The organism is Roseospira navarrensis (assembly GCF_009601025.1).
Classification (GTDB): Bacteria; Pseudomonadota; Alphaproteobacteria; order Rhodospirillales; family Rhodospirillaceae; genus Rhodospira; species Rhodospira navarrensis.
Map to the genome: position 1 here is coordinate 20106 of NZ_WIVE01000014.1, position 21064 is coordinate 41169.

At 70.6% G+C, this 21064-nt stretch carries 19 protein-coding genes; 10 read left to right on the forward strand and 9 right to left on the reverse strand.

The genetic code is table 11. The features are described 5' to 3' along the window. Positions 1–27: 27 nt before the first annotated feature. The 4 genes from GHC57_RS06490 to GHC57_RS06505 all read right to left on the reverse strand — a co-directional run bounded on the left by GHC57_RS06490 (position 28) and on the right by GHC57_RS06505 (position 2676). Complete coding sequence (locus GHC57_RS06490) at positions 28–396, reverse strand: hypothetical protein (RefSeq protein WP_153342384.1); 369 nt, start codon at positions 394–396, stop codon at positions 28–30. A 277-nt stretch (positions 397–673) separates the two neighbouring features. Then, complete coding sequence (locus tag GHC57_RS06495; protein WP_153342386.1) at positions 674–1162, reverse strand: GNAT family N-acetyltransferase; 489 nt, start codon at positions 1160–1162, stop codon at positions 674–676. Beyond that, on the reverse strand, positions 1162–2004 hold the full coding sequence (locus GHC57_RS06500) for a pseudouridine synthase (RefSeq protein WP_153342388.1): 843 nt from the start codon (positions 2002–2004) through the stop codon (positions 1162–1164). The genes GHC57_RS06495 and GHC57_RS06500 overlap by 1 nt, the downstream gene beginning before the upstream one ends. A 45-nt stretch (positions 2005–2049) precedes the next feature. Next, entirely contained in the window at positions 2050–2676 is a 627-nt protein-coding gene (locus GHC57_RS06505; RefSeq protein WP_153342391.1) for a glutathione S-transferase N-terminal domain-containing protein, read from the reverse strand. 838 nt (positions 2677–3514) lie between these two features. On the opposite strand from GHC57_RS06505, the gene GHC57_RS06510 reads away from it, so the two are divergent. After that, complete coding sequence (locus GHC57_RS06510) at positions 3515–5311, forward strand: acyl-CoA dehydrogenase (protein ID WP_153342393.1); 1797 nt, start codon at positions 3515–3517, stop codon at positions 5309–5311. Between the two features lie 226 nt (positions 5312–5537). Here GHC57_RS06510 and GHC57_RS06515 read toward each other — a convergent pair whose 3' ends face one another. The 3 genes from GHC57_RS06515 to GHC57_RS06525 form a co-directional block, all read right to left on the reverse strand. Next, the gene (locus tag GHC57_RS06515; protein WP_153342395.1) at positions 5538–6515 is read right to left on the reverse strand and encodes an EamA family transporter; all 978 of its coding nucleotides are present in this window, start codon (positions 6513–6515) and stop codon (positions 5538–5540) included. A 276-nt stretch (positions 6516–6791) separates the two neighbouring features. Next, positions 6792–8747, reverse strand: a complete 1956-nt coding sequence (gene amt / locus GHC57_RS06520; RefSeq protein ID WP_153342397.1) for an ammonium transporter — start codon at positions 8745–8747, stop codon at positions 6792–6794. 264 nt (positions 8748–9011) lie between these two features. Then, a complete protein-coding gene (locus GHC57_RS06525; protein ID WP_153342399.1) occupies positions 9012–10235 on the reverse strand; it encodes a PAS domain-containing sensor histidine kinase in 1224 nt (407 codons plus the stop codon). Between the two features lie 285 nt (positions 10236–10520). Between GHC57_RS06525 and GHC57_RS06530 the strand changes: the two genes are divergently transcribed. Together GHC57_RS06530 and GHC57_RS06535 are read left to right on the forward strand one after the other, a co-directional pair. Continuing rightward, on the forward strand, positions 10521–10730 hold the full coding sequence (locus GHC57_RS06530; RefSeq protein WP_153342401.1) for a hypothetical protein: 210 nt from the start codon (positions 10521–10523) through the stop codon (positions 10728–10730). Positions 10731–10770: 40 nt separating this feature from the next. Then, positions 10771–11235, forward strand: coding sequence for a hypothetical protein (locus GHC57_RS06535; protein WP_153342403.1), 465 nt, complete (start codon positions 10771–10773; stop codon positions 11233–11235). Between the two features lie 22 nt (positions 11236–11257). Here the strand turns inward: GHC57_RS06535 and GHC57_RS06540 are convergent, their stop codons facing one another. After that, a complete protein-coding gene (locus GHC57_RS06540; RefSeq protein WP_153342405.1) occupies positions 11258–11515 on the reverse strand; it encodes a succinate dehydrogenase assembly factor 2 in 258 nt (85 codons plus the stop codon). A 118-nt stretch (positions 11516–11633) separates the two neighbouring features. Here GHC57_RS06540 and recG point away from each other — a divergent pair, with 118 nt between their 5' ends. The 3 genes from recG to GHC57_RS06555 all read left to right on the forward strand — a co-directional run bounded on the left by recG (position 11634) and on the right by GHC57_RS06555 (position 14937). Then, entirely contained in the window at positions 11634–13730 is a 2097-nt protein-coding gene (gene recG, locus GHC57_RS06545) for an ATP-dependent DNA helicase RecG (protein WP_153342407.1), read from the forward strand. Positions 13731–14121: 391 nt separating this feature from the next. After that, positions 14122–14313 carry a hypothetical protein gene (locus tag GHC57_RS06550; RefSeq protein WP_153342409.1) on the forward strand — a complete coding sequence of 64 codons (192 nt, stop codon included), beginning with the start codon at positions 14122–14124 and terminating at the stop codon, positions 14311–14313. A 12-nt stretch (positions 14314–14325) separates the two neighbouring features. Further along, positions 14326–14937 (forward strand): FlgO family outer membrane protein, encoded by a 612-nt coding sequence (locus GHC57_RS06555; protein WP_153342411.1) that lies wholly within the window; start codon positions 14326–14328, stop codon positions 14935–14937. Positions 14938–15269: 332 nt separating this feature from the next. Here GHC57_RS06555 and GHC57_RS06560 read toward each other — a convergent pair whose 3' ends face one another. Then, complete coding sequence (locus tag GHC57_RS06560) at positions 15270–16169, reverse strand: diacylglycerol kinase family protein (protein WP_170294726.1); 900 nt, start codon at positions 16167–16169, stop codon at positions 15270–15272. A 363-nt stretch (positions 16170–16532) separates the two neighbouring features. Between GHC57_RS06560 and GHC57_RS06565 the strand changes: the two genes are divergently transcribed. From GHC57_RS06565 to lpxK, 4 genes are all read left to right on the forward strand, one after another. Then, positions 16533–17537: a UDP-2,3-diacylglucosamine diphosphatase gene (locus GHC57_RS06565; RefSeq protein WP_211369133.1), complete on the forward strand. Its 1005-nt coding sequence runs from the start codon at positions 16533–16535 to the stop codon at positions 17535–17537. A 108-nt stretch (positions 17538–17645) separates the two neighbouring features. Next, positions 17646–18689 (forward strand): glycosyltransferase family 4 protein, encoded by a 1044-nt coding sequence (locus GHC57_RS06570; protein WP_246152178.1) that lies wholly within the window; start codon positions 17646–17648, stop codon positions 18687–18689. Positions 18690–18750: 61 nt separating this feature from the next. Next, positions 18751–20061: a 3-deoxy-D-manno-octulosonic acid transferase gene (locus GHC57_RS06575; protein ID WP_153342419.1), complete on the forward strand. Its 1311-nt coding sequence runs from the start codon at positions 18751–18753 to the stop codon at positions 20059–20061. Further along, positions 20048–21049: a tetraacyldisaccharide 4'-kinase gene (gene lpxK / locus GHC57_RS06580; RefSeq protein ID WP_153342421.1), complete on the forward strand. Its 1002-nt coding sequence runs from the start codon at positions 20048–20050 to the stop codon at positions 21047–21049. Before GHC57_RS06575 ends, lpxK begins: the two co-directional genes overlap by 14 nt. Positions 21050–21064 lie beyond the last annotated feature (15 nt).

The window sequence follows — 21064 nt, forward strand, 5'->3', positions numbered from 1 at the left end:
AGGCCAAGGATGCGCGCCGCAACGCCGTCACTTCTGGCCGGCGTAGCAACCGTCGCGGGCGCAGACCTTGAGGGTGCCCTGGCGGTTGATCCACAGCGCGGTCACGCTTTCGAGCTGGTGATTTTCCATGGGGAGCATGCGGGCCGCCCGCTGCTCGCTGCGCCAGATCCAGGCATTGCACACGTTGCGCACGGCGATGGGCTCGCATGCTTCCTGCCCGGCGGCAATGAACGCGGCGTCGGACTTGGCATCGGGGCAGACCACCAGGGCGATGGTGCCATAGATGCCCACGACGCTGCACGATTCGGTTTCCGGAGCGGCCAGGGCCGAACTCGTGACGGCGGATCCGGTCAGCGCCAGCCCACCCAGGAGGGCAACCCACTTCAGAAGTCGCATGGTTCGGTCACCTGTCCTTTTCGCGTGTTGCGTTGCGGCACGCCCGCGAATCCCGCCCCCGCCGAGGCGCCCCCGGAATCATCGGCCGCGCGCGGCCCGAAAGTCTGGTCCGGGATGGATCCCACTTGTACGCCATCGGCCCCGCCCCAGGGACGCCACGGGGCGGCCGGACTGGGCGGACGGATGGATATCAGACGCGCAAGATTTTGGCACCCTGCTGATTCATGACGGCCGCGTCAACCAATTCGTTGACATGGCTGGTAGACCCTCCGTGGCGTCAAGGGGCGAGGGTCAGGCGCCAGCGCCAGATGTGCCCGTCTTCGCTGTCCTCGACCGTGCCCAGGCGCTCGAATCCGTGGTGTTCCAGCACGCGCGCGGCCCGGGTCGAATGCGGCAGGGTGTGGGCGCGCAGCTCCTGCACCTCGGCATGGGCGCGGGCGAGGTGGATCAGGCATCCCGTCATGGCGACGGCGTGGCCCCGGCCCTCGAACGGCGGGAAGGTGAAATAGGCGATCTCCGCCGCGCCGTCCCGGCAGGAGCCCTTGAACCCGCACACGCCCACCACCCGTTCCGGATCGGGCGCGATGGCGAGGTGTCCCAGCCAGGGGGCGGTCGCGCCCGTGACCTGGTACATCTTGCGGTGCGCACCCGCCATGGCCCGCACCAGATCGACCACCCGCGTCACGTCCACACCCGGCGGCACCACGGACAGGTCGCCGCGCGCGAGCGTCGCCGCGACGACGGGCGAGAGCGGAAACAGGCGCATCAGGAGCCTCCGGCGCGGTCCCGGTCGGAGCCGTGGCGGGTGCGGCGCGGCCCGCCCGAGGTCCAGCCGGCCCCCAGATTGTCGCGAAGCTGCCGGCGCGGCACTTCCTCGACGGAGTCGCGGGGCAGGGGGCCCAGGATGAACGGTCCGTACCCGATCCGGATCAGGCGGGTGACCGGCCAGCCCATATGGGTCATGACATGGCGGATTTCGCGGTTGCGGCCCTCGCGCAGGGCCACCGTCAGCCAGGCGTTGGCGCCCTGCTGGCGCTCCAGCGCGGCCTTGATCGGCCCATAGCGGACGCCCTCCACCACCACCCCCGACTCGAGCGCGCCCAGCCGGTCGGGCTCCACCCGGCCGTGGACCCGCACCCGGTAGCGGCGCACCCAGCCGGTGTCGGGGTGTTCCAGGTGCCGGGCCAGGGCGCCGTCGTTGGTGAGCAACAGCAGGCCCTCGCTGTTCAGGTCGAGCCGGCCGACGGTGACGACGCGCGGCAGATCACCGGGCAGGCTGTCGAACACGGTGGAGCGGCCCTGCGGATCCCGGTTGGTGGTCACCAGGCCGGGCGGCTTGTGATAGCGCCACAGGCGCGTTTCCTCGGCGCGCGGAATGGGCTGGCCGTCCACCGTGATGATCTCGTTGGCGCCGACGGTGCGCGCGGGCGTGTCCAGCACGGTGCCGTCGATCGCCACCCGGCCGGCCGCGATCATGCGCTCGGCCTCGCGGCGCGAGCACAGGCCGGCGCGGGCCAGGACCTTGGCGATGCGGTCGCCCCCGGCGGAGGCCGGGGCGTGGGCCGTCTCGCCGTCGGCGGCGGTCGTGTCGTGGGATCGGGACGCCATGTCGCGGGAAACTCCGGAACGCGGGGCGGCGGGCACGGCCGCCGGTCAGGGTGTGGGATCGGTCTCGACGAAGCCCGGGACCTCGGGGCCCCGCCGGGCCACCAGGGCTTCCAGACGGGGGTGTCGGCCCGGCTCCACCAGATGGGGCAGCACGATGCGCAGGAACGGCAGCGCCACCAGGGCGGTGAGATCGGCCTGGGTCGGACGCATGCTGCCCAGCAGCCAGCCGCCCTCGGCATCGGGGCGTTCGGCCTCGGCGGCGGCGAGGCCGTCGGCGACCTGGCGCTCGTTGCCCTCGACCGCCGGGGCATACACCATCTCGGCCGGTCGTCGTGTGCGCTCATAATACGCCACCACGGCCTTGTCCATGGCTCCCGTCAACAGCGCGCAGTGCCGCAGGACCCGCCGGCGGTTCGCGCCGGACGGCGGGGTCAGGGCGCGCTCGGGGCCCACGAGTTCGTCCAGGTGGTCCAGGATGGCGCTGCTTTCGATCAGCACCGTGCCGTCATCGAGCGTCACGGCGGGGACCCGGCCCAGGGGATTGACGCGGCGAATCGCGTCCATGTGGGTGGCCGTGCCCAGTTCCCGCCGCTCGAACGGCAGGCCGAGCACGGACAGCGACAGCACCACGCGGCGGGTGAAGGGCGACAGATTGCGGCCGATGACGATCACGAGGCACACTCCTGACGTGTGGTCGGCGCGGCGGGGTCACCGTACTGCGGTGTCCGCGCGGATGCCGGAAAGATTGGCACGGCCTATGCAAGGCTCGCGACAGGCAGGCAACGCGTCCCCTCCCGCAGGCCTGTCTGGGGGGCTCCAAAGCGACTTTCCCGTGTCCGCCGTCGCGAAGGACCCCATTCCGTCTCTCCTCCGGCCCCGGGTCCGCTTCCCTGGCCACGAGGGAGACATGGGAACGGGGAACGGTGCTGGCTCTTTGCTCCCTCTCAAAGCCACACCGTTCCCCTTTTTCTATTGGCCGCCCGGCCCCGCCCGCCGCGACCTCTGGCAGGCCCTCCTGTCCCCGACGACAAAGCCCCTTCAGACAGACGTGCCGACGTCGCCCGCCCGCCCGCGCCGACGGGTGGTCAGGCGACTCGGCCGCACCTTGGCGCGCTTGACGGGCGCGCGCAAGCGTCGGGCTTCCGTCATTCTGCATCGCCTGCATCAGGAACGCATGCAAAATGAAAATCTGAAAGTCAAAATGACACGCAATTCGAGGCGCTGTGGGGCATACCGCGCGATCGCCGCGCCGCCGAGTCCGGTGGAGGCCCTCCGGGCACCGAAGGTTTGCGCAACCCAGAGTTTATCGGCGGTGGGCCATCGGCGTGGGGCGACCCTGCCTCCGCCCGCGTGGGCCGGACGCGAGAAAAACGCGGCCGACATGCGCCGAACGCACGTGATCGCCGGATGACGGGCAGGTATGCTGGTGGAGCATCCCAAGTGGTGACCCGCCCCGCGCCGCGAGGGTCGGGCGGGCACGTATGCCGACAGAACATCGGAGGACCCGCTCATGAGCACCTATACGGCGCCCCTCGACGACATGCAGTTCGCGCTGGACCTTGCGGGCCTTCCCGAGATCGCGGGCCTTCCCGGGTTCGAGGACGCCACCCCCGACCTGATCGCCGCCGTGCTGGAGGAGGCCGGCAAGTTCGGCGCCGGCGTGCTGGCCCCGATCAACGAGTCCGGGGACCGCCAGGGCTGCCGGCTGGATCCGGACGGCACCGTGCATCTGCCCGACGGCGCCATCGAGGCCTACGCCCAGTTCCTGGAGGCGGGCTGGAACAGCCTGCCGTTCAAGCCGGAGATCGGCGGCCAGGGCCTGCCGGGCGTGGTCGGCGTCGCCGTCAGCGAGATCTGGCAGGCCGCCAACATGGCCTGGGCGCTGTGCCCGCTGCTGACCACCGGCGCCATCGAGGCCCTGCAGGCCCACGGCACCGACGAGCAGAAGGCCATCTACCTGCCGAAGCTGGTCTCCGGCGAGTGGACCGGCACCATGAACCTGACCGAGAGTCAGGCCGGCTCCGACCTGTCGGCGCTGCGCTGCAAGGCCGAGCCCGCGCCCGACCTGGGCGAGGGCGTGTACCGCATCACCGGCCAGAAGATCTTCATCACCCACGGCGACCACGCGTTGGCCGAGAACATCTGTCACCTGGTGCTGGCGCGGCTGCCCGATGCGCCTCCGGGCGTCAAGGGCATCTCGCTGTTCCTGGTGCCGAAGATTCTGGTCAACCCCGACGGTTCGCTGGGCGGGAAGAACGACGTCAAGGCGGTCTCGCTGGAACACAAGCTGGGCATCCACGGCAGTCCGACCTGCGTGATGGCTTATGGCGACGAGGGCGGCGCCATCGGCACCCTGATCGGTGCGCCGCATCAGGGGCTCGGCTGCATGTTCACCATGATGAACAACGCCCGCCTGAACATCGGCCTGCAGGGCGTGGGCATCGCCGAGCGCGCCTATCAGCACGCCGCCGCCTTCGCCAAGGACCGGGTGCAGGGCGTGGATGTCACCGATCCCAAATCGGGCCGGACCTCGATCGTGCATCACCCGGACGTGCGGCGCATGCTGATGACCATGCGCGCCAAGACCGAGGCCGCGCGGGCGCTGACGTACTATGCCGCCGCCTGCATGGACCTGGCCCACGCGCACCCGGACGACACCCGGCGGGAGTCGGCGCATCATCGGCTCGATTTGCTCACCCCGGTGGTGAAGGCCTGGAGCACGGAAGTGGGCTTCGAGGTCAGCGATCTCGGTGTGCAGGTCCACGGCGGGACGGGGTACATCGAGGAAACCGGCGCGGCCCAGCATCTGCGGGACGCCCGCATCTCCCGTATCTACGAGGGCACCAACGGCATCCAGGCCATCGACCTGGTCAGCCGCAAGGTGCTGCGCGACAAGGGGCACGAGGTTCACGCGCTGATCGCGGAAATGCGCGAGACCCACGCCGCGCTGGCGGATGCGCCCAACGAACTGGCCGCCATGGCGCCGCGCTTCGGCATCGTGATCGACGACCTGGAGGCGACCACCACCTGGCTGCTGGAGCACGCCATCCCCGAGGACGCCCAGGCGGCCAGCACGCCCTATGCCCTGCTGTTCGGCATCGCCGCCGGCGGCTGGCTGATGATGAAAGGCGCGCTGGAGGCGCAGCGGCGGCTTGAGGCCGGTGAGGGCAACCCGACCGTCCTGAAGTCCAAGCTGGCCACGGCGCGCTTCTTCGCCGATGCCCAGATGCCGTTCACCGGGGCGCACCGGGCGACCGCCATGGCCGGGCCGGACAGCCTGATGGCCATGGAGGAAGACTGGTTCTGATCCCGGCCGACGGAAAGGGTCATCCCGTTTGGTCGGCTGGCGAAGCGGCGTATGGCTTTTGTTCTGACGAGTCAGGACAAAAGCCGGCCAGTCTCAATGTATCGCATAACAGAGTCTGAGTGGCTGGACGGGGCTTGCAGCCCGGTCCGGACCGTTTCGCCCGGTGGATGGGATTAAAACGGTCCGGGCGGGAGTCCAACTCCCGCCCGGCCTACGACAGTCGGCCTCAGGGTCGCCGGTCCGGCCCCCGGTCGTCCGTGCTGTCCCGGTCGTGATCCGGATCCGGGTGCGGATGATCGCCGCCGTGCGGGGTCGCGGGGCGGCCCAACTGGGCCTCGCGGTACATGATGTAGAGCGCCGAGGCGATGATGATGGCCGCGCCCACCAGCGTCCAGGCGTCCGGCACCTCGGCGAACAGCACCATGCCGATCAGAGTCGCCCACAGAATCTGGCTGTAGTCGAAGGGGGTGACCAGGGTCGCCTCGCCCTCGCGGTAGGCCCGGACGGCCAGATACTGCCCCAGGCTGGCCGCCGCGCCGATGGCCACCAGCAGCACCCAGGTCAGCGGCTCGGGCCAGCGCCAGACCCACAGCGCCGGGCCCAGCGAGGCCAGCACCGCCCCGGTGACGAACCACATCAGGATCGACAGCGGCTTTTCGGTGCTGGAGAGCATCTTGACCATGGTCAGGGCGCTGGCGATCAGGGCCGCCGAGGCCAGCGCCGTCAGCGCATGGATATCCAGCGCCGTCGGGTCGGGCCGCATGACCACGATCACGCCGACGAAGCCGACCGCCGTGGCCAGCCCCCGGCGCCAGCGCACCACCTCGCCCAGGATCAGCACGGCCAGCACGATCATGAACAGCGGCCGGGCGTAGGTGATGGTGATCGCGGCCGCCAGCTCCATGTGCGTGATGGCGTGGAACAGGCAGAACATGGCCAGGATGCCGAACACCACGCGCAGGCTGTGCATGCCCGGCCGCCGGGTGTGGAAGATGCCGAAGCCCTGCCGCCGGATGAACGGCAGCAGCACCATCATCCCGAACAGGCAGCGGAAGAACACGACCTGAAAGCTGTGCAGCTCTCCGCCGACGACTTTGATCATGCCGCCCATGGCCGAAAAACTGACGGCGCTGAGCAGCATGAACAGGGCGCCACGGGCGTTGCCGGACAACGCCTGCCACCACGAGGCCACGGCAGGGGGCACGGTCGGACCTTTCCGTTCGGGGGACGGGCTGTCCAGGGAGTGACATGTTCGACCAACGGCCTCTGTTGAGGACCGTTGCAGTCCGCGGCCGGCCCGCTCTCCCACCCGGCCACCCACAGGGGACTCTCGTTGGGTGGCCGGGTGGGGGAGAGGGCCGGCGCCGCTGATATGAGGCTACGCGGTTTAGAATACGGACGGCGCACAAAATCCGGGGCCGGCGGTCAGGTCAGGCATGCAATGCGCGCATGCCAATGGGTGCGTGCGCGCGATGGGGGATCAGGCCGTGCTTGGTTCGGCAAGGGGATCGCCACTGCCGCCGCCGCTGGGGGCGTGACGCGGGGTCGGGGGCGAGGCGGCGGGTTCGGTGCGCTCCTGTCCGGCCGGGACGATCCGGTTGCGGCCGGCCCGCTTGGCCTCGTACAGCGCCTCGTCGGCGGCCTTCAGCGCGTGGTCGAACAGGGCGTGGCGCGACAGCGCGGTGACCCCCAGGCTGGCCGTGACCGTCAGGGCGGCGTTCGGCGCCCCCGCGACCTCGAAAGGCGCGCCGTTGATGGTGTGCAGCATGCGCCGCGCCGAGACCATGCCCTGCTGCAGCGTGGCGTGGGAGACGATGACGGCGAATTCCTCGCCGCCCAGACGCGCGATCACGTCGGAATCCCGCACCGCCAGGGACAGCCGCCGGGCCAGTTCGACCAGCACGGCGTCGCCCACGTCGTGGCCGTGGGTGTCGTTGATGGCCTTGAAGTGGTCCAGGTCGAGCATGACCAGCACCGCATCGCCGCCGTAGCGGTTCAGGTCCGCCATCACCATCGCGGCGGCCTGCATGAAGGCGCGGCGGTTCTTCAGGTTGGTCAGCGGGTCGTGCAGGGCGAGGCGCGCCGCTTCGTCCAGCAGTCGCCGGCTGCGGTCGGCCTCGCGGACGAAGCGCTCGCGGACCTGATTGTAGAACGAGGCGATGATGGCGGCATCGGTCTCGGCGTCCACCTCCACCGGGGTCGAGAAGTCGCCCTTCGAGCCCTGGGCGGAGAGCTGGTTGAGCAGGTCCAGCATGGCCGTGCCCGCGCCGTGCTCGGCCACGTTCAGGCCGATCCGCTCGTCCTCGGGCGAGACCCGGTAGCGCGCCCAGGCGTTGGTGACCCCCATGAAGACCCAGGCGACCACGAACGCGGCCCCGGTGATGCACACGGCGCCCAGGGCCTGGACGGCGACCCATCCGGTGCGCCCGCCGATGCCCTCGGGGATGTGCTCGGGGGTCGCGAACAGGGGCAGCATGACCGTGCCGATCACGCCGGCGAACAGGTGGACGGGGATCGCCCCCACCGGATCGTCGATGCGGGCGCGCTCCAGCAGGCCCAGGCCCCAGACCGCGACCAGCGCGCCCACGGCGCCGATGGCCATGGCGCCCAGCGGCTGGACGACGGAGCAGCCGGCGGTGATCGCCACCAGCCCGCCCAGCATGCCGGTCAGGATCTCGGTGGCCTTGGGCTTGCGGCCCAGCGCCGCCGCCATGGCCAGGATCGAGACGATGCCGACCGCCGCCCCCACGCCCGTGTTGACCAGGATCAGCGGGACCTGATGGTTGAAGTCGGTGGCCGCGCCGCTGTTGAAGCCGAACCAGCCGAACATGAGCAGGAACGCCCCCAGGGCCGAGACGGCGAGGTTGTCCCCCTCGATGTAGGACGCCGAGCCCTCGCTCTCGAACCGTCCCAGGCGGGGCCCGATCCGCAGCACCGCCGCCAGCGCGATGGCCCCGCCCACGCCGTGCACGACCGTGCTGCCGGCGAAGTCCAGGAACCCCAGTTGCAGAAGCCATCCCCCCTCGGCCCAGGCCCAGTGCCCGGTGATCGGGTACACCACGACGCTCATGCAGATGGCCAGCAGCAGATAGCCGCGAAAGCTGGTGCGCTCCGCCACCGCGCCCGACACGATCGTGATCGCCGTGCCGCAGAACATGGCCTGGAACAACGCCATCAAGAGGTCGGGCGGACTGCCGTCGATCACCACGGACGGGGCAAAGCCGATCAACCCGAACCAACTGCTGCCGAACATCAGGGCGTTGCCGACCAGCAGGAAGAAAAAGATGGTGGTGCCCAGGTCGGCCACGTTCTTGATGGCCACGTTGACCGAGTTCTTCCGGCGCACCATGCCGGCTTCATAGCAGGCAAACCCGGCCTGCATCAGCAGGACGAGGAATGTGGACAGCGCAAGCCAAATCATATGCTGGTCGGACATGGGAAGACTGCCTTGAGATGCGGCAGTGAACAGGATGTGCTAAAAAAAATGCCTCTTTAACCCGGCTGTCAATACCAACCCGGCGTTGCGGCGCGTGTCTACCGCTTCAGGGGTATGTCCTTGGGGCTAGTGTGTTCTCTGGTTGATCGTTTGAAGGGTTGTCTCCGAGTCTCCGACGCTGCCTACCCTGGTGGGCCATGGGGTGCAGGCGGACCCGGCGCGCCCGAGTCTGTCGTGTGTGTGCCCTCGGAGTCGCCGGGTCCGTCAGGGCCCGGACGGTCGGGCCGGGCCAAGCCGGGCGGCCGGCAGCCGCACGGCGGCGGTCGTCCCCCGCCCCGGCACGCTGTGCAGGTCGAACACCCCGCCCAGGGCGGCCACCAGGGTCTTGACGATGGTCAGGCCGACGCCGGCGGTGGCCTGCGGGTCCGGCCGATGGCCGCCGGCGGACGACGACGGGTCGAGGATGCGCCGCACCCGATCGCCCGAAGTGGCCCCGCCGCCGCTGTCGCTGACCCGGATCAGCAGACGGTCGCGGTCCAGCGCGGTGGTCAGGTCCACGCGTCCCCCGCTGCCGGTGAAGGCGATGGCGTTGGCCAGCAGGTTGTGCAGGATGTGCCGGAGCGCGCCCTCGTCCACGTGCAGCGGGCGGCCCGCCAGGGCCTCGTCCTCGTGCAGGCCCAGCGTGACCGAGGCCGCCGTGGCGCTGGGCAGCGCGGTCTGGATCATGTCGGCGCACAGGGTGTGAAGGTCCACCCAGGTCTCGCCGTCGCCGTGGCCCGGTTCGGTCTGCCGCGCCACGTCCAGCACCACGCCGAAGACGGATTCCATATGTCTGCCTGCCTTCACGATGCTCTCGGCGTAGTCGCGCTGGGTTTCGTTCAGGGGACCGAAGACGCCCATGATCAGGGCCTCCGCATAGCCGATCACGTTGTTGAGCGGGGTGCGGAGCTGGTGGCTCATGTTGACCAGGAAGCGGTCCTTCTCGGCGTTGGCGTGATCGGACCGTTCGGCCGTGCGCTCCAGAGCGGCCATCCGGGCGCGGTCGGCGGTGATGTCCACGATCAGCCCGCTCACGCCCGTGACGGCCCCTGTCGCCGGGTCGCGCAGGGCGGCCTTGATGAAGCGGGCGTGGCCGCGGGCGCCGCCCCCGGCGCCGCCACCCGCCGCCGCGTACCGGATCGGGGCATCGTAGACGCGGGGGGAGTGGTCCCCGGCATCGGCATCCCGCACCAGGGCGCGGTCGTGCTCCTCGTGCGGGGCCGCCGCCGCCGGTCCCATGACCTGGGCCGCCGTCCGGCCCAGCAGGTCCGCCGTCGTGGAGCCGAGCACCCGGGTCGCGAGAAGGGTGTTGCAGTCCGTAAACCGAAGGTCCCGGTCCTTGACGAACGCGGGCACCCCCAGGCCCTCCATCAGGACGGCCCACTGAGAGACACCCCTGCCGCCGGGCACGGCCTCTGGTTGACGCGGACGTTTGTCCCCATCCGTCATGGTGAGTCCCCTTCACCCATCCAGCGCGCCGGGCCTGATCCGGCCGTTCCCCCCGGCCGGGGCCCCGTGGGGAATAGCCCCACATCCTGTAAGGATGCCTGATGTTGGGGGCGGACCGCCAGCGGCAATCGATAAAAATGTCAGAAGTGCTCGACGGCGGGCGGGCCCGGCCCGCAGGCGGTGGGGCCCCGTTTCGCCGACGCGTTTCGCCGCCTCTTTTCAAGGGGGCGGGGCACACGTATATTTCACTGAGATGGGGTCAAGGTCTCCAATGGGGGTGCGGGCATGCGATCGCAAACCAAAAAGATCATTCCGGAACCGACCAGGAGCGGTGACCCCGAGCGCGACCCCGAACGGTCCCTGATTCTGGATGCGGGCCTGCGCCGTGCCGACAAGAAGATTGAAGAGATCCTGAGACTGCGCCGCGAAAAGACGCGGCAATACGTGAAGGCCCGGGTGGCGCACTGGGGCGGAAAGGTTGGGTCTCCGTCATGAGGCCGGCATCGGTTTCAGACGCGGCCCCATTCTGACGATCATGACCCAACCGGACTACAACGAAATCTTTGAGCGGCTGACGCAGCTTGATGTGTCGGGTCAGGCCGACGTCGGCGTCAAACATGCTCTCGGGCTGATCGCATACGGAATCTATAAACAGGACAAACGGGAGTTCATCCACCTCTGGCAGCAAGAAACCGGATGCAGCCCGCCGCCGGAAGAAGTCCAGAGATGGGTGAAGGACCGAACCCGGGATTCACAACTTCGGAAGCTGCGCCGGGAGGCGACATCCGTTCTTCTGGAGGTTCAGAAAGAGGCCGTGGCGAAAGCGGCGCCCCATATCCGCGCCGAAACGCTCAGGCGGACCTGGTGGCCCAACGTCTTGTCGTCGGTGACCGGGACCGCCCTGTACACGATGGGGTTGATCTGCCTGGCGTTCATCCTGGCGCTGGCCGGGATTGACGCCGTGGCCGTCTTTCAGGCGGTCGTGGACGCCGTGAGATAGCCAAACCCCGGCGTGCCTGCCCCTACACCGGCGGCATCAGGCGATAGGCCTTCAGGCGCGCCATGATGGGCGTGTCGTACTCGGCCGGTACGGCGGTGCGGTCGAACAGCCAGTCCATGATGTTGGCGTCGGGCTCGTCCAGCAGGGTCTCGAACTGGTCCAGCTCCTCGGGCCCCATGTCGGCCAGGAATTCCTCGGCGAAGCCCCCCAGGATCAGGTCGGTTTCCTTCATGCCGCGCAGTTTGGCGCGGTACAGAATGCGTTTGCGTCGGTCGTCCATGATCCGCTCCGGGCCGGCTGCGTGGGGCGCGCGCCCCGTCGCTCCGTGTTATACGGGATCCCGGCGCGGCTGTCAGCAGACCCCGCCTCGGTTCCTCCCGCCACGTCCGTCCGCCGCCATGCGCCCCGAACTGCTCTATCCCCTGTTCCAGCCCGTCGAGTCCCTGAAAGGGGTCGGCGCCCGCGTGGCGCCCCTGTTCCACAAGCTGGCGGGGCCGAAGGTGGTGGACATGCTGTGGCACCTGCCGACCGGGGTGATCGACCGGCGCGATCGCCCCACGGTGGCCGAGGCGATGCCCGGCAAGGTCGCCACCCTGGTGCTGACCATCGACGAGCACCGCCCGCCGCCGCCGGCCAGCCGCGCGCCCTACCGCGTCGCCGCATCCGACGAGACCGGCACGCTCACGCTCGTGTTCTTCCGCGCCGGCCGGGACTACATGCTGAAGATGCTGCCGCCGGGCGAGCAACGGGCCGTCAGCGGCCGCGTGGAATACTTCAACGACCTGCCGCAGATGGCCCACCCGGACCATATCGTGCCGGTCTCGGACCTGGCGCAGATCCAGACCGTCGAGCCGGTCTATCCCATGACCCAGGGCCTGACGCCGAAGACGGTGCACAAGGTGGCCGGGCAGGCGCTGGCGCTGGCGCTCAAGGTGGCGGAGACCGCGCCCGAGTGGCTGGACCCCACGCTGCTGGCCCGGCGCGGCTGGCCGGGGTGGGGGGCGGCGCTGGAGGCCGCGCACCACCCCGCCGACGAGGACGCGGTCTCGCCCCTGGCGCCGGCCCGCCAGCGGCTGGCCTACGACGAGCTTCTGGCCACCCAACTCGCGCTGTTCATCGTGCGGGCCAAGATGCGCGACCGCCCGGGCCGCGCGCGCACGGGCGCCGGAGAGATGCGCGCGGCCGCCCTGGCCGGGCTGCCCTTCACCCTGACCGGGGCGCAGACCCGCGCCCTGGAGGAGATCGCCGCCGACATGGCGAAGCCCGCCCGCATGCTGCGCCTGCTGCAGGGCGACGTGGGCAGCGGCAAGACCGTGGTGGCGTGGCTGGCCATGCTGATCGCGCTGGAGTCGGGCGCCCAGGCCGCGCTGATGGCGCCGACGGAGATCCTGGCCCGCCAGCACATGGAGACCCTCGCGCCGCTGGCCGAGGCCTCCGGGGTGCGCATCGCCCTGCTGACCGGCCGCGACAAGGGCAAGCCGCGCGAAGCCCTGCTGGCCGATCTGGCCGACGGCACGGTGCGGGTGATCGTCGGCACCCATGCGCTGTTCCAGGACGACGTGACGTTCCGCGACCTGGGGCTGGTGGTGATCGACGAGCAGCACCGATTCGGCGTGGATCAGCGCCTTGGTCTGTCCGCCAAGGGCCCGGACGCCGACGTGCTGGTGATGACCGCCACGCCGATCCCGCGCACCCTGACGCTCACGCACTACGGCGACATGGACATCTCGCGTCTGGACGAGAAACCGCCCGGCCGCCAGCCGATCAGGACCGTGGTGCTCTCCGTCCAGCGCCTGACCGAGGTGATCGACGCCATCAAGCGCGCCATGGCCGCCGGCCACAAGGTCTATTGGGTCTGCCCGCTGGTGGAGGAGTCGGAAACCGCCGACATGGCCGCCGCCGAGAGCCGCTATGAGGATCTGCGCGAGGTGCTGGGCGGCCGGGTCGGGCTGGTCCACGGCCGCATGAAGGCCGCCGACAAGGACGCCGTGATGGCCCGCTTTGCCGGCGAGGGCTGCGACGTGCTGGTGGCGACCACGGTGATCGAGGTGGGCGTGAACGTGCCCGCCGCCACCGTCATGGTGATCGAGCACGCCGAACGCTTCGGGCTGTCGCAGTTGCACCAGTTGCGCGGGCGCATCGGGCGTGGCTCTGAAAAATCAAGCTGCCTGCTCGTCTATCAGGGGCCCCTGGGCGAGGTGGCCCGCGAGCGCCTGCGGGTGATCCGCGACACCGAGGACGGCTTCGTCATCGCCGAGGAGGACTTGCGTCTGCGCGGCGCCGGCGAGGTCCTGGGCACGCGCCAGAGCGGCATGCCGAACTTCCGCCTCGCCGACCTGGACGCGCATACGGATCTGCTGGAGACCGCCAGCGCCGACGCCAAGCTGATCCTGGCGCGCGACCCCGACCTGGAGGGCGAGCGCGGCCGGGCGCTGCGGGTGCTGCTGTACCTGTTCGAGCGGGACGCGGCGGTGCGCACCGTCCGGTCCGGGTGAGGGCCAGGGCAACGGCAACGGCAACGGCAACGGCAACGGGTTCAGGGCAACGGGATTGCTCCGGCAGCCCTTGGCAACGGGTCGGAGAACCGCGCTCGAGATCCTTCAGCCGCTTCGCGGCTTCCGGATGACATCCTCTCATTTTATTTCGTCATCCCGCGCGAGCGAAGCGAGGCGAGGGATCTCGACAGCTTTGCGCCGACGGCGCGAAAAGCACCCTCATGTTGACCTGAATCTGTTGACCTGGGGGCGGGCAGGGGGGTGAGGGCCGGACCGGGTGGCGGCCAGATTTAAGACTTCATTAACCGCTTAAATTTCGTCTTGTAGAGCCTTCTGAGTATTGACATTCTTTGCTCGTTGTTGCTACAGTGGTCGGGGTAGAGCAGAAAGGATGACGCTCGTGCGCAGATCAGGTCTCTTGCTCATTGCCGGCGTCCTGGCCGTCGCGACGGCGGGATGCGGCACCGCTCCCGGACCCACGGCCTATATGGAAGACAAGGCCGAGGCCAAGGCCGCGGCGGAGGACCAGCCGGTTCGGCGCGACCTGCCTGAACCGCCGGTCGCCCACTATGTCGTCGAATAGGGGAGGCCGGTGATGCGATCCGTCCTGATGTCCGTGCTGGTCGCCGGCGCCGCCGTGACCGCGCTTTCGGCCTGCGCGCCCGAGCAGTTTCCCGACACGTTCCAGACCGAGCGGTCCCGCCCGGCGGTGGACGTGGAAGCGGCCAGCTATCAGGCCGCCGATCAGCTTCTGGAACTGTCCCACGCCCGCCTGAACACCGACAAGCCGATCGTGGTCACCACGCTGGTGGACAACGGCGACCTGACCCGCGCCGCCCCCATCGGGCGTCTGGTCGCGGAGCAGATCGCCACCCGCCTGACCAACGCCGGCTACACCGTGCGCGAGATGCGGTTCGGCAGCTCCCTGAAGGTGCGCGAGGGCACGGGGGAACTGGTTCTCTCCCGCGACCTGCGCGACATCAGCCGCAGCGTCGGCGCCCAGGCGATCGTCGCCGGCACGTACACGCCGGGCAGCCAGTGGGTGTTCGTCAACGCCAAGCTGATCCACGCCACCAGCGGTGATGTGCTGTCCGCCGCCGACTTCCAGTTGCGCAACGACGGCAACGTGCAAAGCCTGGTCGCCATGCCGGCGTCGGACTCGGCCGTCGGCACCTGCGCGTCCTATTCCTACACCACGGCCCGCTAGCCTGCGTCCCGGTCCTCCGGTCCCCGATTTCCGTCCGCATATCAGCCTCACGGGTGGCCCCAGGGTCACCCTTTTTTTCGGGTCATCCCGACGGGGAAGCGGGACAACAGGACCGTCATCCTGAAGGCGCAGAGCGCCTGAAGGATCTCGCGCACGGGCGGGGTCCCGGCGCGGCGTCACTCTGTCTCCCGAGATCCCTCGCCGCCTCCTGCGGCTCGGGATGACAGTGACAGGACAGGGACGGCGCGACCCCTCTGCACGTCTCGGCCTGACTCTCCGAGACCGTCCCCGGCCTTCCGTGAAGATCGGCCTATTGTTCAGGCCGAACAGGTTCATGTCATCGGCGCGATCAGGTCCAGGCCGTCCTCCACGTCCAGGGTGATCGCGGCCGGCAGGGTCTCCGCCAGATCGCCGTCCGCCTGCACGGGCAACGGCCCGGCGGCCTCCACGGTCACGCGGCGGGCCGTGCGCAGGCTGACACCCGGCCCCCGCCCGAACCGGCCGGTAAGCAGGCCCAGGCCGTGCCCCGCCAGCGCCACGGCCCCCGGGCGGTGGACCACCACGACATGCAGGTCGGGCGCGCCGATCTCGGCCGTCGGCGCGACGGTCAGCGAGCCGCCGTAGAACCGCGAGCGGGTGACCAGCACCAGGGCCCCGGTGAGGCCCTCGACCGACCCGTCGGGGCGCTCCAGGGTCGCGGTGATGACCGGGTAGGCATAGCGCGGCACGATGGACAGCAGCGCCCACAGATAGGCCGCCGCGCCCGCCCGGTGCTTCAGGACTCCATCCACGCAGCGCACCACCTCGGAATCGATCCCGGTGCTGGCCATGGCGACGAACGGGCGACCATTCAGCCGCGCGGGTCTCAAAAGGCGCCGGTGGCCCGCGTCCAGCACCCGGGCCGCGACCCGGGGAACGCGCGGCTTCAGGCCGATGTCGCGGGCCAGCACGTTGACCGTACCCAAGGGGATGAGGCCGACCGCCGGTCGGTCGGGGCCCGGAGTCGGGCAGGCGTCCAGGATCCCCGCGACCACCTCGGCGATGGTGCCGTCGCCGCCCGCCGCCACGACGACCGCCGCCCCCTCGCGGGCCGCGCGCGCGGCCAGGGGCCGGCCCTGCCCGGCGCCCCGGGTGTACCAGATGGCCGGGGCGTGCCCCAGGTCCCGCAGGGTCTCGATGGCCGTAGCCAGCCGCCGGGCGCTGGTGCCCCCCGCCTTCGGATTGGCAATCACGACCAGTCCGGCGCGGACCGCCGGTCGCCGTGAATTATTTGTTTCATAATCAAAATCCGGTGCGTCCATGGCTCACGTACACTAGAGTTGGGGCCCGCACGGTTCAGGCGTTCGATCCGGGGGCCATCCCTGCGTCCTTTCGCTTGCGGTCCGGCGTTCGACTGCGTAGACGGTCCGCAAGGGCCGGGCCGCGCGGCGGCCGGCCCCACGCAGGAGCAGGGGCGGGAACGACACCCGCGGGACACGCCGGACGCGACGGGCGGCAGGCCGAACGACGCAGGTGGTGACACGATGCAGCCACGGCAACAGACACCGGGCGAGGTCGCCCGAGGCAACACAACGTCAGAGAAGCAGGTCGAGGACATGACCGCAACGGGTCCGGGGCCGCAGGTCTACAAAACCATCTTCCTGTCCGACATCCATCTGGGCACGCGCGGCTGCAAGGCCGAGATGCTTCTGGATTTCCTCAAGGAGACGGACAGCGAGACACTCTATCTGGTCGGCGACATCGTGGACGGCTGGCGGCTGAAAAAGCACTGGCACTGGCCCCAGGCCCACAACGACGTCATCCAGAAGCTGCTGCGCAAGGCCCGCAAGGGCACCCGGGTGATTTTTATCCCCGGCAATCATGACGAATTCGCCCGCGACTATTGCGACACCGAATTCGGCGACATCGAATTGCGCCGCGAGGCTATCCATGAGGGCGCGGACGGCCGGCGCTATCTGGTCATCCACGGCGACGAGTTCGACGGCGTCGTCATGTACGCCCGCTGGCTGGCGGTGCTCGGCGACTGGGCCTACGTGGTCGTGCTGGAAATCAACCACTGGTTCAACCTTTTGCGGCGCCGACTGGGCCTGCCGTACTGGTCGGTCTCGCAGTACCTGAAGCACAAGGTGAAGAACGCCGTTCAGTTCATCACCAAGTTCGAGGAAGGCATGGCCGACCTCGCCCGCAAGCGCGGCGTGGACGGCATCATCTGCGGCCACATTCACCACGCCGAGATCCGGCAGGTGGGCGAGGTGCTGTACTGCAACGACGGCGACTGGGTGGAAAGCTGCACCGCCATGGTCGAACACACCGACGGCCGCATGGAAATCCTGGACTGGACCAAGGTGCGCGACGTCTCGATGGTCGAGGAATATCGCCGCCAGCCCCGCCGCGCGAAGGGCGCGCGCGGGGCCGCGCCCGCGACGGTTCCGGCCGCCGGAGCGGACGTTCTGGTGCATCCGGCGCCCGAGCGGACCACCCTGCAACCCGCCGCCAACGCCCCCGCCAATACAGACGACGAGGGCGCGGCGTCCCGCGAATCCGGGGACGAGGCCGCCGCTCCGCTCCCGGTCCGCGAGCGCGCCCGGGCCTCGTTCTGAGGGGGTCGGGCCAGCATGTCCGCCCCGCATACCCGTCCTTCGCCGGACCCTGACGATCACGATGCTCTGCCCCCGGCCCGGGCGGTGGACTCCGGCCGCGAGCGCATCATGATCGTGACCGATGCGTGGTTCCCGCAGGTCAACGGCGTCGTGCGCACCCTGGATACCCTGCGCGCTCATCTGGAGGGGCGGGGTCACGCCGTCCGCATGGTCACGCCGGACCAGTTCGAGACCGTGCCGTGTCCGACCTACCCGCAGATCCGGCTGGCGCTGGCGCCGCGTCACGGCATCGGCGCGGCGATGACTGACTGGGCGCCCACGGTCGTCCACATCGCCACCGAAGGACCGCTCGGCTGGGCCGCGCGCGGCCTGTGCATCGACCGGGGCTGGCCGTTCACGACCGCCTTCCACACCCGGTTTCCCGAATACGTCCACGCCCGGTTCTGGGTGCCGGTGGACTGGAGCTATGCCCTGCTGCGGCACTTCCATGGCCGCTCCCGCGCCATCATGGTCGCGACCCCGTCCATCGAGGACGAGTTGACCCGCTGGGGCTTCCGCAACATCCGGCGCTGGGGCCGGGGCGTGGACACGGCGCTGTTCCGGCCCCGCGACAAGAGCGCGCTCGACGGCGTGATCCAGGGGCCGCGTCCCTGGTACGTCTATGTGGGTCGGGTGGCCATCGAAAAGAACATCGAGGCCTTCCTGTCCCTCGACCTGCCCGGCACCAGGATCGTGGTGGGGGGCGGCCCGCAACTGGAAGACCTGCGCGTCCGTCATCCCGAGGTCGTGTTTACCGGCGAGAAGCGGGGCGAGGATCTGGCGCTGCACTATGCGGTCGCCGATGCCTTCGTGTTCCCCAGCCTGACCGACACCTTCGGGCTGGTGCTGCTGGAGGCGCTGGCCTGCGGCGTGCCGGTGGCGGCCTTCCCGGTGGCCGGGCCGCTGGATGTGATCGGCGATGCGCCGGTCGGGCGTCTGGACGACGACCTGCGCACCGCCTGTCTGGCCGCGCTGGAGGCCGATCCGGCGACCTGTCGGGCGTTCGCCGAAGGTCGGTCGTGGGACGCCAGCGTGGACCAGTTCCTCTCCAACATCTGCCCCTTCGACCCGGCCGAGCCGGCAACGAAGGCGGTGGGTGCGGCCAGCGCTTGACCCGGCGCGCCGGCCCCCTTAAGCCTCGCCGAGCCCCCACCCCACAGATGCCGGCGCGCGCATGGCCCTTTTGACCCTCTACCGGGGATTGACCGACCTGTCCGCGCCCGTCGTGCGGCTCGCCCTTCGTCGCCGCCTGGCGCGCGGCAAGGAGGACGCCGCGCGTCTGGGTGAGCGCCTGGGCCATCCCGGCCGCCCCCGCCCGGATGGGCCGCTGGTCTGGCTGCATGGCGCCAGCGTGGGCGAGGGCCTGTCGCTACTGCCGCTGATCGAGCGCCTGCGGGCCGAGCGCCCGGCGGTGCGGGTGATGTGCACCACGGGCACCGTCACCTCGGCGGGCCTGATGGCGGCGCGCCTGCCGGAGGGGGCGCTGCATCAGTTCGTGCCCGTGGACCTGTCGCGGCGGGCGGTGCATCGCTTCCTGGACCACTGGCGGCCCGATCTGGCGCTGTTCGCCGAAAGCGAGTTCTGGCCCAACCTGATGACCGAGACGGCCGCGCGCCGCATCCCCATGGCGCTGCTGAACGGCCGGGTGTCCCCCGGGTCGGCCGGGGCCTGGGCGCGCTACGGGCCGGGGGCCATCCGGGCGATGCTCGGCCCCATGCGGGTGACGCTGGCCCAGAGCGAGGCGGACGGCGCGCGGCTGCGCGCCCTGGGCGCGGACCCGGTGGCCTGCGTGGGCAACCTGAAGTTCGCCGCGCCGCCCGCGCCGGCGGACCCGGACGAGCTGGCCCGCCTGCGGGCGGCGATCGGCGACCGGCCGTGCTGGCTGGCGCTGTCCACGCACGACCCGGAAGAAGCGCTGGTGGCCCGGGTGCACCGGCAGGTGGCCGGGCGGGTTCCCGGGCTGCTGACCCTGGTCATGCCGCGCCATCATGTGCGGGGCGAGACCGTGGCCGCCGCGCTGGCGGCCGAGGGCGTGCGGGTCGCCCGCCGCAGCCTCGGAGAGGGGCCGGGGCGGGACACCGACGTCTATCTGATGGACACCATGGGCGAGGTGGGCCTCGCGGCGCGGCTGGCGCCCGTCGTGGTCATGGGCAAGACCCTGGCCGGCGAGGGCGGCGGCCAGAACCCCCTTGAGCCGGCGCGGCTGGGCGCGGCCGTGCTGTTCGGCCCGCGCATGGACAACTTCCGCGACATGGTCGCCCGCATGCGGGCGGCGGAGGCCGCGCGGCAGGTCGCCGACGAGGCCGATCTGGCCGCCGTGCTCGGGTCGCTGCTGACCGATGCCCAGGCCCGGACCGCCTTGGGCCAGCGCGGGGCGGCCTTCGCCGACGGTGAGGCCGGCGTGCTCGACCGGGTCATGGCGGCGCTGGCGCCCCTGCTGGATCCGCTGGCGCCGGCCGGAGGCGGGCGTCATGCGGGCGCCTGAGTTCTGGTGGCGGCGGGACGGCGGCGGCGTCGCCGGCCGCCTGCTGGAGCCCGTGGGGCTGCTGTACGGCTGGGCCACGGCCCGGCGTCTCGCCCGGGGGAAGCCGGAGCGCCTGCCCGTGCCGGTGATCTGTGTCGGCAATCTGGCCGCCGGGGGAACCGGCAAGACGCCGGTGGTCGAGGCCGTGGCCTGGCGCCTGCGCAAGGCGATGGGCCTCAACGCCATGGTGCTGTCGCGCGGCTACGGCGGGCAGGAGACCGGGCCCCTGCGGGTCGATCCGGGCGTGCACGACGCGGCGGCCGTGGGCGACGAGCCCCTGATGATGGCGCGGGGCGGATTGCCGGTGTGGATCGCCCGCGACCGCGCCGAGGGCGGTCGGGCCGCCGTGGTGGACGGCGCCGACGTGGTGGTGATGGACGACGGCTTCCAGAACCCGGCGCTGGTGCAGGACCTTTCCCTTGTCGTCGTGGATGGCGCGCGCGGCTTCGGCAACGGCCGCCTGATCCCGGCCGGTCCCCTGCGCGAGCCCGTGCCGGTGGGCCTGGGCCGGGCCGGCGCGGTGGTGGTCATGGGACCGGACCGGACCGGGGTGGCGCGGCGGGTCCCAAGGGAGGTGCCGGTCCTCGCCGCCGGCCTGGAGCCCGGACCTCGTGTGCGCTCGTGGCAAGGGCAATCCGTGGTCGCCTTCGCCGGCATCGGCGATCCGGCCAAGGTGTTCCGGTTGCTGCACGATGTGGGCTGCCGGGTGGTGGCGGCCCATCCCTTCGCGGACCATCACCCGTACCAGCCGGCGGACATCCAGCCCATTCTGGACGAAGCCTTTCTGCTGGGCGCGCTGCCCGTGACCACGGCCAAGGACGCGGCCCGGCTCAGCCCGGACCAGCGCCAGCAGGTGGACGTGATCGACATCACCGTGACCTGGACCGATCCGGGGGCGCTGGACCGCCTGTTGCGGCGGGCGGTGGAGGCGGGGCGGGACGCGCGCTGACGTCGGGTCATGGCC

Coding starts and splice junctions, on each gene's coding strand:
- GHC57_RS06495 (WP_153342386.1), bottom strand. CDS start 1,162: ATGCGCCTGTTTCCGCTCTCGCCCGTCGTCGCGGCGACGCTCGCGCGC.
- GHC57_RS06570 (WP_246152178.1), top strand. CDS start 17,646: ATGATCGTGACCGATGCGTGGTTCCCGCAGGTCAACGGCGTCGTGCGC.
- GHC57_RS06535 (WP_153342403.1), top strand. CDS start 10,771: ATGACCCAACCGGACTACAACGAAATCTTTGAGCGGCTGACGCAGCTT.
- GHC57_RS06500 (WP_153342388.1), bottom strand. CDS start 2,004: ATGGCGTCCCGATCCCACGACACGACCGCCGCCGACGGCGAGACGGCC.
- GHC57_RS06575 (WP_153342419.1), top strand. CDS start 18,751: ATGGCCCTTTTGACCCTCTACCGGGGATTGACCGACCTGTCCGCGCCC.
- amt (WP_153342397.1), bottom strand. CDS start 8,747: ATGTCCGACCAGCATATGATTTGGCTTGCGCTGTCCACATTCCTCGTC.
- GHC57_RS06490 (WP_153342384.1), bottom strand. CDS start 396: ATGCGACTTCTGAAGTGGGTTGCCCTCCTGGGTGGGCTGGCGCTGACC.
- lpxK (WP_153342421.1), top strand. CDS start 20,048: ATGCGGGCGCCTGAGTTCTGGTGGCGGCGGGACGGCGGCGGCGTCGCC.
- GHC57_RS06525 (WP_153342399.1), bottom strand. CDS start 10,235: ATGACGGATGGGGACAAACGTCCGCGTCAACCAGAGGCCGTGCCCGGC.
- GHC57_RS06530 (WP_153342401.1), top strand. CDS start 10,521: ATGCGATCGCAAACCAAAAAGATCATTCCGGAACCGACCAGGAGCGGT.
- GHC57_RS06540 (WP_153342405.1), bottom strand. CDS start 11,515: ATGGACGACCGACGCAAACGCATTCTGTACCGCGCCAAACTGCGCGGC.
- GHC57_RS06550 (WP_153342409.1), top strand. CDS start 14,122: ATGACGCTCGTGCGCAGATCAGGTCTCTTGCTCATTGCCGGCGTCCTG.
- GHC57_RS06510 (WP_153342393.1), top strand. CDS start 3,515: ATGAGCACCTATACGGCGCCCCTCGACGACATGCAGTTCGCGCTGGAC.
- recG (WP_153342407.1), top strand. CDS start 11,634: ATGCGCCCCGAACTGCTCTATCCCCTGTTCCAGCCCGTCGAGTCCCTG.
- GHC57_RS06565 (WP_211369133.1), top strand. CDS start 16,533: ATGACCGCAACGGGTCCGGGGCCGCAGGTCTACAAAACCATCTTCCTG.
- GHC57_RS06555 (WP_153342411.1), top strand. CDS start 14,326: ATGCGATCCGTCCTGATGTCCGTGCTGGTCGCCGGCGCCGCCGTGACC.